Source organism: Pseudomonas sp. YuFO20 (genome assembly GCF_035064975.1).
In the GTDB taxonomy this organism is placed as follows: Bacteria; Pseudomonadota; Gammaproteobacteria; order Pseudomonadales; family Pseudomonadaceae; genus Aquipseudomonas; species Aquipseudomonas putida_AE.
In genome coordinates, this window is record NZ_JAXDEO010000027.1 from 19462 (window position 1) to 32916 (window position 13455).

The 13455-nt window shown below is 61.4% G+C and carries 11 protein-coding genes; 6 read left to right on the top strand and 5 right to left on the bottom strand.

All coding sequences use genetic code 11. The features are described 5' to 3' along the window. Positions 1 to 32: 32 nt before the first annotated feature. Positions 33 to 266: a hypothetical protein gene (locus tag SOP85_RS16535; protein WP_274077098.1), complete on the top strand. Its 234-nt coding sequence runs from the start codon at positions 33 to 35 to the stop codon at positions 264 to 266. 82 nt (positions 267 to 348) lie between these two features. On the opposite strand, the gene sulA is transcribed toward SOP85_RS16535, so the two are convergent. Both sulA and lexA read right to left on the bottom strand, forming a co-directional pair. Continuing rightward, the gene (gene sulA / locus SOP85_RS16540; RefSeq protein ID WP_323608392.1) at positions 349 to 825 is read right to left on the bottom strand and encodes an SOS-induced cell division inhibitor SulA; all 477 of its coding nucleotides are present in this window, start codon (positions 823 to 825) and stop codon (positions 349 to 351) included. Between the two features lie 10 nt (positions 826 to 835). Next, on the bottom strand, positions 836 to 1444 hold the full coding sequence (lexA, locus tag SOP85_RS16545) for a transcriptional repressor LexA (protein WP_274077082.1): 609 nt from the start codon (positions 1442 to 1444) through the stop codon (positions 836 to 838). 229 nt (positions 1445 to 1673) lie between these two features. Here lexA and SOP85_RS16550 point away from each other — a divergent pair, with 229 nt between their 5' ends. The 3 genes from SOP85_RS16550 to SOP85_RS16560 all read left to right on the top strand — a co-directional run bounded on the left by SOP85_RS16550 (position 1674) and on the right by SOP85_RS16560 (position 4314). After that, positions 1674 to 2381, top strand: coding sequence for a TetR/AcrR family transcriptional regulator (locus SOP85_RS16550; protein WP_274077081.1), 708 nt, complete (start codon positions 1674 to 1676; stop codon positions 2379 to 2381). Positions 2382 to 2539: 158 nt separating this feature from the next. Continuing rightward, positions 2540 to 3550 (top strand): beta-N-acetylhexosaminidase, encoded by a 1011-nt coding sequence (nagZ, locus tag SOP85_RS16555; protein WP_323627523.1) that lies wholly within the window; start codon positions 2540 to 2542, stop codon positions 3548 to 3550. Positions 3551 to 3564: 14 nt separating this feature from the next. After that, on the top strand, positions 3565 to 4314 hold the full coding sequence (locus SOP85_RS16560; RefSeq protein ID WP_323627524.1) for an S-methyl-5'-thioinosine phosphorylase: 750 nt from the start codon (positions 3565 to 3567) through the stop codon (positions 4312 to 4314). Between the two features lie 98 nt (positions 4315 to 4412). Here SOP85_RS16560 and SOP85_RS16565 read toward each other — a convergent pair whose 3' ends face one another. From SOP85_RS16565 to mfd, 3 genes are read right to left on the bottom strand one after another with little or no spacing between them, the layout of a single operon-like run. Next, positions 4413 to 7106, bottom strand: coding sequence for a DEAD/DEAH box helicase (locus SOP85_RS16565; RefSeq protein ID WP_323627525.1), 2694 nt, complete (start codon positions 7104 to 7106; stop codon positions 4413 to 4415). A gap of 11 nt (positions 7107 to 7117) precedes the next feature. Beyond that, positions 7118 to 7696: a CsiV family protein gene (locus tag SOP85_RS16570; RefSeq protein ID WP_274077077.1), complete on the bottom strand. Its 579-nt coding sequence runs from the start codon at positions 7694 to 7696 to the stop codon at positions 7118 to 7120. 10 nt (positions 7697 to 7706) lie between these two features. Further along, on the bottom strand, positions 7707 to 11156 hold the full coding sequence (gene mfd / locus SOP85_RS16575; RefSeq protein ID WP_274077076.1) for a transcription-repair coupling factor: 3450 nt from the start codon (positions 11154 to 11156) through the stop codon (positions 7707 to 7709). 363 nt (positions 11157 to 11519) lie between these two features. On the opposite strand from mfd, the gene SOP85_RS16580 reads away from it, so the two are divergent. Together SOP85_RS16580 and SOP85_RS16585 are read left to right on the top strand one after the other, a co-directional pair. Further along, positions 11520 to 12983, top strand: a complete 1464-nt coding sequence (locus SOP85_RS16580; RefSeq protein ID WP_274077075.1) for a glyceraldehyde-3-phosphate dehydrogenase — start codon at positions 11520 to 11522, stop codon at positions 12981 to 12983. A 114-nt stretch (positions 12984 to 13097) separates the two neighbouring features. Next, positions 13098 to 13454 carry a hypothetical protein gene (locus SOP85_RS16585; RefSeq protein ID WP_323627527.1) on the top strand — a complete coding sequence of 119 codons (357 nt, stop codon included), beginning with the start codon at positions 13098 to 13100 and terminating at the stop codon, positions 13452 to 13454. The last annotated feature ends 1 nt before the right edge of the window (position 13455 follow it).

Below are 13455 nucleotides of genomic sequence, written 5' to 3' on the forward strand. Positions count from 1 at the left end.
TAATGCCCGCCTTTCGTGGAGAACAGACCTTTATGCCAACGTCCTTTCTAGAAATTGTCGAGTTACCAGACGGCCGAATCGAGCTGCGCAGGGCTGAGGACGAGGGTTCTCTGGTTACTTTGGATTTCTCCGAGGATGCCAAAGCGTTCCTGCAAGGTCAGCACGTAGAAGTCGCCAAGGCGATGTTGAGTGTCGGCGTGCAAATGGCAGGGCGCCTGGTTGAAGGCGATTTCGAAAAGGAAGAGGGGCCGCGGGTCCTTCATTGACCCCGCCCGTCGGTTTTTACCGACACTGTCTCCCATTGGCTTCTCCGTCCTTGTAGAAGCCCCGCACCTTCACTGTGCGCCGTTACCCCAGTCGAATATTCAGGCTTTGAGCGTCCCCGATCCGGGCGGCGCTGATCAGCTGTTGCCGAGAGTTTGCGTTCAACGGGTTGAGCCAGCTGACCACCGTGTGGCTGCGGCCGAGGCGAAGTGCCTCACAAGTCAGTTGCTGGGCGCTCTGGGTGCCCCGGGGTTGCAGCAGCAGGATGCGCTCGCGATTGAGGCCGGCGTCTCGCAACCAGGTCTGGGTCAGACTGGCAGGCGGGGCGATCAGGGTCAGCCAGCGGGCATCCTGGTCCTGGCTGAGCTCGCGCAGGATCGGCGCCAGAAGGTTCAGGCAATTCCCGGCTGCACCACGCAGAGACAACTCACTGAAGACCTCGGGCTCGGCGCTCCAGGGCGACTCGACCACTTCCTTCAGGATCGGCGCCAATGGCTGTGCCATGAACGCCTCGAACAGTAGCGGCAGTTGGGCTTGCTGTGGTGTCTGTGGGAACTGCATAAAGCCTCCTTTAGCGGCGAATGACGCCGACGCTCAAGCCTTCGATCACCAGTTCCTGATCTTTAAGGTTCACTTCGATAGGGGCAAACTCGGGGTTTTCAGCCATCAGCCAGACTTTGCTGCCGTCGCGCTTGAAGCGCTTGACGGTGACTTCGTCGCCGATCCGCGCCACCACGATCTGGCCGTTGCGGGCTTCGCGGGTGGTGTGGACGGCCAGCAGGTCGCCGTCGAAGATACCCACATCCTTCATGCTCATGCCGTGCACCCGCAGCAGGTAATCGGCGCGCGGGTGGAAGAACGCAGGGTTGATGTTGCAGGACTCTTCAACGTGTTGCTGGGCGAGGATTGGCGCGCCGGCGGCGACCCGGCCAATGATCGGCAGGCTGGAATCGTCGGCCTTGGCCTCGAAGCCCGGAATGCGAATGCCGCGCGAAGCGCCGGGGGTCATCTCGATCGCGCCCTTGCGGGCCAGCGCCTTGAGGTGTTCTTCTGCCGCGTTGGGCGATTTGAAACCCAGTTCCTGAGCGATTTCCGCACGGGTCGGCGGGTAGCCGTTGTCTTCCAGGCAGCGTTTGATGAAGGCCAGAATCTCGGCTTGGCGTGGCGTCAGCTTTAGCATATTGATCGCTCTGTCTTTTTATACAGTGACTGGGATTATATACAGTGGAACGGTCTTGGCAATGCCCCTTTTTTTCTCCGCCGCCAGACGGTCGAGCAACGGGCTGATGGAAGCTTTGCGGTTGTGTGGTTAAATGTCTGACCGACCATTCCCGAAACGAACTGCCAGACTTGACAATGCACGGGCTGAAACGTATGTTTCAAACAAGTGTTTGTCAGGCGGAGTAGCCATGGCCCAGTCGGAAACCGTTGAACGCATTCTCGATGCTGCCGAGCAGTTGTTCGCGGAAAAAGGTTTCGCTGAAACCTCATTGCGTTTGATCACCAGCAAGGCGGGTGTCAATCTCGCGGCGGTGAACTATCACTTCGGTTCGAAGAAGGCGCTGATCCAGGCGGTCTTCTCGCGCTTTTTGGGGCCATTCTGCCTCAGCCTCGATAAAGAGCTGGAGCGGCGCCAGGCCAGGCCTGAAAACAAGCCTTCCCTCGAGGAACTGCTGGAAATCCTCGTCGAGCAGGCCCTGGTGGTGCAGCCGCGCAGCGGCAACGACCTGTCGATCTTCATGCGTTTGCTCGGGCTGGCCTTCAGCCAGAGCCAGGGGCATTTGCGTCGTTATCTGGAAGACATGTACGGCAAGGTGTTTCGCCGCTACATGATGCTGGTCAACGAGGCCGCGCCGAGGATCCCGCCGATCGAACTGTTCTGGCGCGTGCACTTCATGCTCGGAGCGGCAGCGTTCAGCATGTCCGGTATCAAGGCCTTGCGTGCCATCGCCGAAACCGACTTCGGGGTCAACACCTCCATCGAACAGGTCATGCGCCTGATGGTGCCGTTCCTGGCGGCCGGCATGCGTGCCGAATCCGGGGTCACCGACTCGGCCATGGCCACCGCGCAGCTGCGTCCTCGTAGCAAATCGACACCGGTTGCCGCCAAGGTTTAACCGCTCATGGGTGGGCGCGGCTGCTTACATCCGATAAGCTAGCCGCCCATGCCGACTCTCGTTGTCAACCCGTTCCCGCTCATGATCATCGACCTCCCGGGTACAACCCAGGGCGGTGAATCGCTGCGAGCCGGGTTTATCGTTATCAAGGAATTGCTATGACTGCTGGCCTGCAAGGCTCGTTGATGGTGGACGTCGCCGGTACCTGGCTGACCGCTGAAGATCGCCAATTGTTGCGCCAGCCCGAGGTGGGCGGCCTGATCATTTTCGCCCGCAACATCGAGCATCCGCGCCAGGTGCGCGAGCTGAGCGCGGCGATCCGCGCCATTCGTCCCGACCTGCTGCTGGCGGTGGACCAGGAGGGTGGACGGGTGCAGCGCCTGCGCCAGGGCTTCGTGCGACTGCCGGCGATGCGCGCCATTGCCGATAACCCCAACGCCGAATACCTGGCCGAGCAGTGCGGCTGGATCATGGCCACCGAGGTGCTGGCCGTGGGCCTGGACCTGAGCTTCGCCCCGGTGCTGGATCTCGATCACCAGCGTAGCGCCGTGGTCGGGACCCGTTCGTTCGAAGCTGATCCAGAACGTGCCGCATTGCTGGCCGGTGCGTTCATTCGCGGCATGAACACCGCGGGCATGGCCGCCACCGGCAAGCATTTTCCCGGCCACGGTTGGGCCGAGGCGGATTCCCACGTCGCGATCCCCAACGATGAGCGCAGCCTTGAGCAGATCCGCGCCCACGACCTGGTGCCGTTCGCCAAATTGAGCCAGCAGCTGGCCGCCGTCATGCCTGCCCACGTTATTTATCCACAGGTCGACGCGCAGCCAGCGGGCTTCTCCCGGCGCTGGCTGCAGGACATCTTGCGTGGCGAGCTGCAATTCGACGGCGTGATCTTCAGCGACGACCTGTCCATGGCCGGTGCCCATGTGGTGGGCGATGCCGCCAGCCGTATCGAAGCAGCATTGACCGCCGGGTGCGACATGGGCCTGGTGTGCAACGACCGTGCGGCCGCCGAACTGGCCTTGAGCGCCGCTCAGCGCCTGAAGGTCAAGCCGTCGGCGCGCATTGCGCGTATGCGTGGCCAGGCGTTTGCGAGCACCGAGTACCGCCAGGATCCACGCTGGCTGGCCGCCGTTGGCGCGCTCAGGGATGCACAGTTGATCGATTGATAAGGAGGGGCGCCATGACGGTCTACGCGATTATCGGCGGTACCGGCCTGACCCGGTTGGAAGGCCTGGACATTCGTCAGTCATTGGCGCTCGACACTCCCTACGGCGCGCCGTCTGCCGAGGTGCAGATCGGCGAGTACGCCGGCCACGAAGTGCTGTTTCTCGCCCGGCATGGCCAGCCGCACCGTTTTGCCCCGCACCGGGTGAATTACCGGGCCAATCTCTGGGCGCTGAAGCAGGCCGGTGCCGAGGCGATTCTTGCGGTCAACGCGGTGGGCGGCATTAACGCAGCGATGGGTACCGGGCATTTCTGCGTGCCGCATCAATTGATCGACTACACCAGCGGTCGCGAGCACAGCTACTTTGCCGATGACCTGGAGCCGGTCACCCATATCGACTTCAGCTACCCCTACAGTGAATCCCTGCGTCAGCGCTTGATTGCAGCGTTGGTGGCCGAAGGCGTCTGTTTCAGCGATCAGGGTGTGTACGCCTGCATGCAAGGGCCACGGCTGGAAACCGCCGCCGAGATCCTCCGCCTGGAACGAGACGGGTGTGACATCGTTGGCATGACCGGGATGCCGGAAGCGGCCCTGGCCCGCGAGCTGGAACTGGATTACGCCTGCCTGGCGCTGGTGGTGAACCCGGCGGCGGGCAAGTCGGCGACGGTGATCAGCATGGCCGGGATCGAACAGGCGTTGAGTGAGGGGATGGGTAAGGTAAGGTCGACGTTGGCGCGGCTGCTCAAAGGATCGACAAGCGACTGACCTGTAGGAGCTGGCTTGCCAGCGAAGGGGTCCTGAAGCCCAACACAAAATTCACGACCACCTTCGCCGGCAAGCCGGCTCCTACAGTTCGAATCTCGCTACTTCTCCAGCTTGTCCGGCAACGGCGCAAACAACGCTTCAATATCATCGCTCTGCAACTTCCAGTCCCCCGCCTGGCGCCCGTCCAGCACGCCTGCCGCCAGGTCGGATTTTTCCTTCTGCAGGTGCTGGATCTTCTCTTCCACCGTGCCGCGCGCGATCAGCTTGTAGACGAACACCGGCTTCTCCTGGCCAATGCGATAGGCACGGTCGGTGGCCTGGTTTTCCGTTGCCGGGTTCCACCAGGGGTCGTAATGAATCACGGTGTCCGCTTCCGTCAGGTTCAGGCCGACGCCGCCGGCTTTCAGGCTGATGAGAAAGATCTGACGCTTGCCGCTCTGGAATTCCTTCACCGGTGTACGACGGTCGCGGGTCTGTCCGGTCAGCAAGGCATATTCAACACCGCGTTTCTTCAGTTCGACCTCGATCAAGGCCAGCATCGAAGTGAACTGCGAGAACAGCAGGATCCGCCGGCCTTCCTCGAACAGCTCTTCGAGCATTTCCATCAGGCTGTCGAGCTTGCCCGAGGTGCTGCCCCGCGTCGGAAGGGGCGCGTCATTGACCAGGCGCAGATCGCAACACACCTGGCGCAGCTTGAGCAGCGCCTCGAGGATGATGATCTGGCTGCGGGCCACGCCTTTGCGGGTGATTTCGTCGCGGACTTTCTTGTCCATGGCCAGGCGCATGGTTTCGTACAGGTCGCGCTGGGTTTCGTTGAGCTCGACCCAATGGATGATCTCGGTTTTCGGTGGCAGCTCGGTGGCCACCTGTTCCTTGGTGCGGCGCAGCAGGAAAGGTTTTATCCGACCGTTGAGGTGTTGCAGTCGTACTTCGCTGGTGCGCTTTTCAATCGGGACGCGGTAATCGCGGTTGAAGCTTTTCACGTCGCCGAGCCAGCCGGGCAGCAGGAAATGAAACAGCGACCAGAGCTCGCCCAGGTGGTTTTCCAGTGGCGTGCCGCTCAGGCACAGGCGCTGGCGGGCGTTCAACTCACGGGCGGCCTGGGCGGCCTTGCTGTTCGGGTTCTTGATGTACTGCGCTTCATCCAGCACCAGGACGTGCAACGGCTGCGCCGCCAGGCGGTCGACGTCCTTGGGCAGCAACGCGTAGGTGGTCAGGATCAGGTCGTAGTCGGCCAGGTTGTCGAAATGCTTTTTGCGGCTGGCGCCGTACAGTGCCAGCACCTTGAGTTGCGGGGTAAAATGCGCGGCTTCGTCGAGCCAGTTGGGAATCAGGCTGGTGGGCATCACCACCATGCAGGGGCGATCGAGGCGCCCGGCGTTCTTCTCGCTGAGCATGTGCGCCAGGGTCTGCAGGGTTTTGCCCAGGCCCATGTCATCGGCGAGGATGCCGCCGACTTCCAGTTGCCGCAACGACTGCATCCAGCTCAGGCCTTCAAGCTGATACGGGCGCAGGGTTGCATTCAAGCCGTCCGGAGCTGTGGCGGTGTAGTCCTTGATGTCGCGCAGGCGCTGGGCAAAGGTGCGGATCTGCTCGCCACCTTCCCAGAGCAGCGGCAGGTCTTCCAGCGCATTGAGGCGCGTGGCGTCGGCCTTGCTCAGGCGCAGTGCGGTTTCACCCGGCTCTTGCAGGTAAAACTCGCCGAGCGTCGCCAGTACCGGTTTCAGGCGGCCGAAGGGCAGGGCGACTTGCAAGGGGCCGTGATCGGCGTTCGGCCGGTTGGGGATGTTGACCAGGATCAGCTCGTCGTCGCGCCGCCGTGCCAGGCGTTCCGGGTTGAGCAGTTCGGTGTGCGAGCGCATCAGGTTCAGCAGGATCGGCAGCAGGCTCAGCCGCTCGCCATTGACGATGATCCCCAGTTCCAGGTCGAACCAATCCCGCTCCGGCGCCTGTTCGACCGTGGCGTACCAATCGTCCACGGCGGTCAGGTCGAATCCGAAGTCCTCGTTGATCAGCAGTTCCCAGCCCTGGGTGCGCAACTTCGGCAGTTCATTGAGGGTGAAGGTCAACCAGGCGCTGTCATTGACCATCTCATACAGTTCGCCTGCGCTTTCCGGCAGGGCCTTGCTTTGCCGGGTGGCGATCTTGAAGCCGAGGATTCGCAGCTGTTCGCGGTAGGACTGTTCCACATCCGGGTGGCGTTTTATCCGTAGGGTCTGGGTCTCCTGGCGAATCAGGATGTCGGAATTCTTCTGGCCTGAAACGTACTCGTCCAGATAACTGAAGGACAGCGCCGCGCGATGCTGGATGTAACGCTGCATCCGCCCGTTGCGCGGTTCGAAGGCGCTGAATTCGATGCTCGCCAGCCACAGGCGCGGTACCGGTTGCACGTTGTCCACCAGGACTTGCGGTGGTGCCTTGGGGCTGCGGTTTTCCAGCACCGCCTGGAGTTTTTCCAGGAGTTCGGCGTCTTTGGCGGCGGCGGGGTAGTCGAGGGTTTCCTGGACTTGCAGGAGAACCGCCGCGCAATGTTTGCAGTTGCTGTGGACCGGACAGGAGCAGGTGGCATCGACCATCAGCAAGGTGCCTTTGGCCGACTCGCGCAGGCGAATGGTCTGACGGTAAACGTTACCGCCAGAGCCTTCGCATGCCGCGGTGATGGTCGCGTCGCCGACCTCGACGATCCTGACGCGATTTTCCAGTGCGTAGCGGCGACCACGCTCCAGGCTCTGTTCCTTGAATCGGCTGACCCAGGAAGGTGCCAGGGGTTTGCTCAGGGTCGTCGCGGACATGGGGGCTTCAATCAGTCCGGAACGACTTCAGGGGCTTCCCGGGGAGCGGGCGCCGTCAACGAGGTGATCTTGATCAGCAGGCCCAGGTGGCCGTTGTCGAGGAAGTTGAGCTGGCCGTTCTTGGTGTGGCTTTCCTGTTTCAGGCGTTCGCTGGCTGTGACCAGGCCTTCGTCGTTGAACTGGTTGACCCAGAAATCGGCGTCCACATCGGTGAAGCGTCCAAGCGTCATGTTCAGGGTGCCTTCAATCGGGTACTGGCCGAACTGCTCCTTGCCGTCGCTGACCGCGACCTTGACCGGTGTTTCGCCGAGGGTCTGCTGCCAGGCTTTGTGCAGCAGCACGGTGTATTCATTGCTGGCGGTCAGTTTTTCCACTTCGCCATTGAGGCTCGGCGTGCGCAGGCTGTCAGGGCTGACGGCTTGTGCGCCAGCGGCCCAGTCTTCCGGCGCGGCACGGCTGACAATCGCCGGCACGGCGTTCTGCCGCACCAGAATCATTTCAATCTGATACAGATCATCGGCAAAGACCGACGGGGTGACCAGTGCTGTTATTAACATTGTCAACAAGGTCAGTGAGCGAAACAGGCGCATGCGGCGTCCTTCAAGCAGTTTTCGGAATGAGGCGCTCAAACAGCGCCTCTACAGTATTAAAGCGCTCTTCCGAGCGCTCCATCGGGACCTGGAACTTGAACATCGTCGCCCCTTCGAATTTGTAGCGTTTGGGCTGGCTCTGGATCAGCTTGATCAGGGTCAGCGGGTCGACCGGGGTTTGTGTCGCAAACTCGATTCGACCACCTTGCGGGCCGCCGTCGACTTTCTTGATGCCCAGCAACTCGGCCTGCAATTTCAGGGCGGTGATGCGCATCAGGTTCTTGGTTGGCTCCGGCAACAGGCCGAAGCGGTCGATCATCTCCACCTGCAAGTCCTTGAGACCTTCCTCATCGGTGGCCGAGGCGATGCGCTTGTAGAGAATCAGGCGGGCGTGGACGTCCGGCAGGTAGTCCTCGGGAATCAACGCCGGTACGCGCAAGTTGACTTCCGGACCGCCGCCCAGCGGCTGGTCGAGGTTGGGTTGTTCGCCCTTGCGGATCGACTTCACCGCGCGCTCGAGCATTTCCATGTACAGCGTGAAACCGACTGCCTGGATCTGCCCGCTTTGCCCGTCGCCGAGCAATTCGCCAGCACCACGGATTTCCAGGTCGTTGGTGGCGAGCACGAAGCCCGCGCCGAGGTCCTGGGTGTTGGCGATCGCTTCCAGGCGCTTTTCCGCGTCTGCGGTGATCTGCTGGCGCGGCGGCGTCAGCAGGTAGGCGTAGGCCTGGTGGTGACTGCGCCCGACGCGGCCGCGCAACTGGTGCAGTTGCGCCAGGCCGAACTTGTCGGCGCGCTCAATGATGATGGTGTTGGCGCTCGGCACGTCGATGCCGGTCTCGATGATGGTCGAGGCGATCAGCACGTTGAAGCGCTTGTGGTAGAAGTCGCTCATCACCTGTTCGAGCTCACGCTCGCGCATCTGCCCGTGGCCGATGCCGATCCGCGCTTCCGGCACCAGTTCGGCGAGGTCGGCGGCGCATTTCTCGATGGTCTTCACATCGTTGTGCAGGTAGTAGACCTGGCCGCCACGCAGCAGCTCACGGAGCAGGGCCTCTTTGACCGTGCTCTTGTTCTGCTCCATGACGAAGGTGCGCACCGACAGGCGTCGGGCTGGCGGCGTGGCGATGATCGACAGGTCGCGCATGCCCGACACGGCCATGTTCAGCGTGCGCGGAATCGGCGTGGCGGTCAGGGTGAGGATGTCGACTTCGCTGCGCAGGGCCTTGAGCTGTTCTTTCTGGCGGACACCGAAGCGGTGTTCTTCGTCGATGATCACCAGCCCGAGGTTCTTGATTTTTACGTCGTCGGACAGCAGCTTGTGCGTGCCGATGACGATGTCGATCTTGCCTTCGGCCAGGTCCGCGATCGCCGCATTCACTTCCTTGGCCGACTTGAAGCGGCTCATCACTTCCACGCTCACCGGCCAGTCGGCGAAGCGGTCGCGGAAGCTGTTGTAGTGCTGCTGGGCGAGCAGGGTAGTGGGCACCAGGATCGCCACCTGGCGACCGCCGTGCACGGCAATGAACGCGGCGCGCATGGCCACTTCGGTCTTGCCGAAGCCGACGTCGCCGCACACCAGGCGGTCCATCGGCTTGGGCGCGAGCATGTCTTCGCGCACCGCTTCGATAGTCGTTTGCTGGTCCGGCGTTTCTTCGAACGGGAAACCGGCGCTGAAGGTGGCGTAATCGGCTTTCGGGTCGGCGAAGGCATACCCTTCACGGGCGGCGCGGCGCGCATAGATGTCGAGCAATTCAGCCGCGACGTCGCGCACCTGTTCGGCGGCCTTGCGCTTGGCTTTTTGCCAGGTCTCGGAACCCAGGCGATGCAGCGGGGCGAGGGCGTCGTCGCTGCCGGTGTAGCGGGCGATCAGGTGCAGGTTGGCCACCGGCACGTAGAGCTTGGCGCCCTCGGCGTATTCCAGGGCGAGGAATTCGGCGGTCTGGTTGTCGATTTCCAGGGTGGCCAGGCCCAGGTAACGACCGACGCCGTGGTCGATGTGCACCACCGGCGCGCCTTCGCGCAGCTCGGTGAGGTTCTTGATGACTGCATCGTTGTTGGCATCGGCGCGTTTCTCCCGGCGCCGGCGCTGCATCACGCGCTGGCCGAACAACGGGCTTTCGGCGACCAGCGCCAGGGCCGGATCGTCCAGCAGCAAACCTTCGTCCAGCGGCGCGATGGTGATCGCCAGGCGCTCCTTGCCGGCGACGAAGTCCGGCCAGCTGTCAACGGTCTTGGGGCGCAGCTTCAGGCGTTCGAGCAGTTCCAGCAGCACTTCACGACGGCCAGCGGACTCGGCGGTAAACAGCACGCGACCGGGGAATTCGTCGAGGAAGCCGGCCAGCGCCGCCAAGGGTTGCGTGGCCTTGGCTTCGATCGCCAGGTTCGGCAATTCCCGGGCAGGGAAGCGTTCGCGGCCGGCGCCGGTTTCCACATCCTGTTGACTCGCCACTACCCGTGGCCAGTTTTTCAGGCGCGCGAAGCAGTCTTCCACCGGCAGGAACAGTTCGGCGGGCGGCAATAAAGGACGGGATGGATCGACACGCCGCTCTTCATAACGATTGCGCACGTCGTTCCAGAAGTTTTCGGCCGCCTGTTCGATGCCGGGCAGGGAGAACACTTGCGTGTCCTGGGGCAGGTAATCGAACAGGGTCGAGGTTTCTTCGAAGAACAGCGGCAGGTAGTACTCGATACCGGCCGGGGTAATCCCGCTGCTCAGGTCCTGGAAGATCGGGCAGCGCCGGAAGTCGACATCGAAACGCTCGCGAAAGCGCGCCTTGAAGCGGGTGACGGCCTCTTTCTGCAGCGGGAATTCCTTGGCCGGCAGCAGCTTGACCGAATCGACCTTGTCGATGGAGCGCTGGTTTTCCGGGTCGAAGGTGCGCAGGGTCTCGATTTCGTCGTCGAACAGGTCGATGCGATAGGGCAACTTGCTGCCCATCGGGAACAGGTCGATCAGCGAGCCGCGCACGGTGAATTCGCCATGCTCGTACACGGTATCGACGTAGCGATAACCGGTGGCCTCGAGGCGGCTGCGCATCTGCTCGACGTCGAGTTTCTGGCCGACATCCAGCACCAGGCTGCTGCCGAGCAGGAACTTGGTCGGCGCCAGGCGGTGCAGGGCGGTGGTGATCGGCACCACCAGCACGCCGTGCGACAGCTCGGGCAGCCGGTACAGGCTGGCGATGCGCTGGGAAATGATGTCCTGGTGCGGCGAGAACAGGTCGTAGGGCAGGGTTTCCCAGTCGGGGAAATGCAGTACGGGCAAATCCGGGGCGAAGAAACTCAGCTCCTGTTCCAGCCGTTCGGCACTTTGGCTGTCGGCGGTGAGCAGCAGGGTAAAGCGCTTGGCAGCGCTGGCAGCCTCGGCGATGGCCAGGCTCAGGGCGGCACCGGGCAGGTTGCCCCAGTGCTGTTTACCTGCCGCGGCAGGGAGAAGCGGTAGACGCAGAACGGGCACGGAAGGTTGAGCTCCAAGCGTTGCGACAAAGTCGGTAATTGTAGCGGTCCCGGGTGCCGCCTGTCAGTTGCAGACTGTGTCTATTACGCAGGTTTGGCGAAATGTAGTGGTAAAGACAAAAAACCACTGTTTTTTACCGTAAAAACCAGAATATGTAGTGGTAAAACCAGCAGGTGTTACGGAGGGTTACGGACAAGGTAGCGTTGTCTCCAAAAAATTGACTGCGCTGAAAGCCCCGGTTTCATTGGGTTCCAGCGATGCGTGATTTTTTTGAAGGAAAAATTGTTACGGATCGCACGACAGGCGCGCATTGCTACACGAGGCTTACGGCGGCATAATGTAGCCCCTTTTTTCTGCCCCTACATGTGGAAGGTTCCCGTGACTCAGAAGCCCGACCAGTGTCTTGGTGAATGGATCGACCGTGAAGCACTCGCAGAAGCGATGATTCCGCTTATCGGTCAGCTCTACCGCAATAACAATGTGGTGAGCTCGATCTATGGCCGCAGCCTGATCAATCGTTCAGTCATTGCGATTCTCAAAGCTCACCGCTTTGCTCGTCACCGTCAAACCGACGATACCGAGCTGTCCGTCCACGAAACATTCCCGCTGCTCAAGGCGATGAGCGAGCTCAAGCTCGGCGCCGCTTCGGTAGACCTGGGCAAGCTGGCAGCCAAATTCAAGGCTGAAGGCAACGGCCGTACTGCCGAGCAGTTCGTCCGTGAAGAACTGGCCGACGTGGTTGGCCAGCAGAACGCCTCCGCCCGCAAAGGCACCGACGTTGTCCTGTACGGCTTCGGTCGTATCGGCCGTCTGCTGGCGCGCATCCTGATCGAGAAAACCGGTGGTGGCGACGGCCTGCGCCTGCGCGCCATCGTGGTCCGCAAGGGCGCCGAGAACGACCTGGTAAAACGCGCCAGCCTGCTGCGTCGCGACTCGGTCCATGGTCCGTTCGATGGCACCATCACCATCGATGAAGCCAACAACACCATCACCGCCAACGGCAACCTGATCCAGGTTATCTACGCCAAGAGCCCGGCCGAAGTCGACTACACCCAGTACGGCATCGAAAACGCGCTGATCGTCGACAACACCGGCGTATGGCGTGACGCCGACGGCCTGGGCCAGCACCTGGCCTGCCCGGGCGCTGCCCGCGTGATCCTCACCGCACCTGGCAAGGGCGCGCTGAAGAACATCGTGCACGGCATCAACCATGGCGACATCAGCCCTGACGACAAGATCATCTCCGCCGCTTCCTGCACCACCAACGCCATCGTGCCGGTGCTGAAGGCTGTGAATGACAAGTTCGGCATCGTCAACGGCCACGTCGAAACCGTACACTCGTTCACCAACGACCAGAACCTGATCGACAACTTCCACAAGGGCAGCCGTCGTGGCCGCGCCGCGCCGCTGAACATGGTCATCACCGAAACCGGTGCCGCCACCGCAGCCGCCAAGGCGCTGCCAGTGCTCAAGGGCAAGCTGACCGGCAACGCGATTCGTGTTCCTACGCCGAACGTGTCGATGGCCATCCTGAACCTGAACCTGGAAAAAGCCACCACCCGCGAAGAGATCAACGAGTACCTGCGCCAGATGGCCATGCACTCGGACCTGCACAAGCAGATCGACTACGTCAATTCGCAGGAAGTGGTTTCCACCGACTTCGTTGGCTCGCGCCACGCAGGCGTTGTGGACGCTGAAGCGACCATCACCCAGGATAACCGCGTTGTACTGTACGTCTGGTACGACAACGAGTTCGGTTACAGCTGCCAGGTGGTTCGCGTAATGGAAGACATGGCCGGTGTAAACCCGCCAGCTTTCCCGCGCTAAGCCTTTAGCTGCACATGAAAACGCCCCGACCTTGGTCGGGGCGTTTTTATTTGTGCGCCTTTTAGACTTTTCTTTCCGAATAAAAACATTCTTGTAGGAAAAAGACTGTTTCGTTTGACGAAACTTCTGAAACGTCTTTTTCACCTCGCCGTGGCAGTCGCAAGGCTGTCAGCGTCCATTGCATCATTTCTCAACACCCTCACATGGAACGTCCAAGATCGGATGTACAGGGGACGGATGTCCCTCGGAGGCTCCGTCAGCGACCACGGATATCTATATCCGGATACCGAGTTTTTCATGGAGTTTTCTTGGGCAGTTGAGAACGGGCGTTGGCACTGTATCAGCATCACACCGAAGTGGCCCAATATGCATATTTTCCTCGATGCGGACGGCAACATCGATATGAAAAAAGTGAGCGGTACAAATGTGGGTAAGCTAAAAGAGTGTCAATGGGATTTGGTCAAGCCATGAC

Excerpts from the sequence above, each read along its gene's own strand:
- SOP85_RS16535 (WP_274077098.1), top strand. The coding sequence starts at position 33 with ATGCCAACGTCCTTTCTAGAAATTGTCGAGTTACCAGACGGCCGAATC.
- SOP85_RS16560 (WP_323627524.1), top strand. The coding sequence starts at position 3,565 with ATGACGGTCTACGCGATTATCGGCGGTACCGGCCTGACCCGGTTGGAA.
- nagZ (WP_323627523.1), top strand. The coding sequence starts at position 2,540 with ATGACTGCTGGCCTGCAAGGCTCGTTGATGGTGGACGTCGCCGGTACC.
- SOP85_RS16570 (WP_274077077.1), bottom strand. The coding sequence starts at position 7,696 with ATGCGCCTGTTTCGCTCACTGACCTTGTTGACAATGTTAATAACAGCA.
- SOP85_RS16565 (WP_323627525.1), bottom strand. The coding sequence starts at position 7,106 with ATGTCCGCGACGACCCTGAGCAAACCCCTGGCACCTTCCTGGGTCAGC.
- sulA (WP_323608392.1), bottom strand. The coding sequence starts at position 825 with ATGCAGTTCCCACAGACACCACAGCAAGCCCAACTGCCGCTACTGTTC.
- SOP85_RS16580 (WP_274077075.1), top strand. The coding sequence starts at position 11,520 with ATGTGGAAGGTTCCCGTGACTCAGAAGCCCGACCAGTGTCTTGGTGAA.
- SOP85_RS16550 (WP_274077081.1), top strand. The coding sequence starts at position 1,674 with ATGGCCCAGTCGGAAACCGTTGAACGCATTCTCGATGCTGCCGAGCAG.
- lexA (WP_274077082.1), bottom strand. The coding sequence starts at position 1,444 with ATGCTAAAGCTGACGCCACGCCAAGCCGAGATTCTGGCCTTCATCAAA.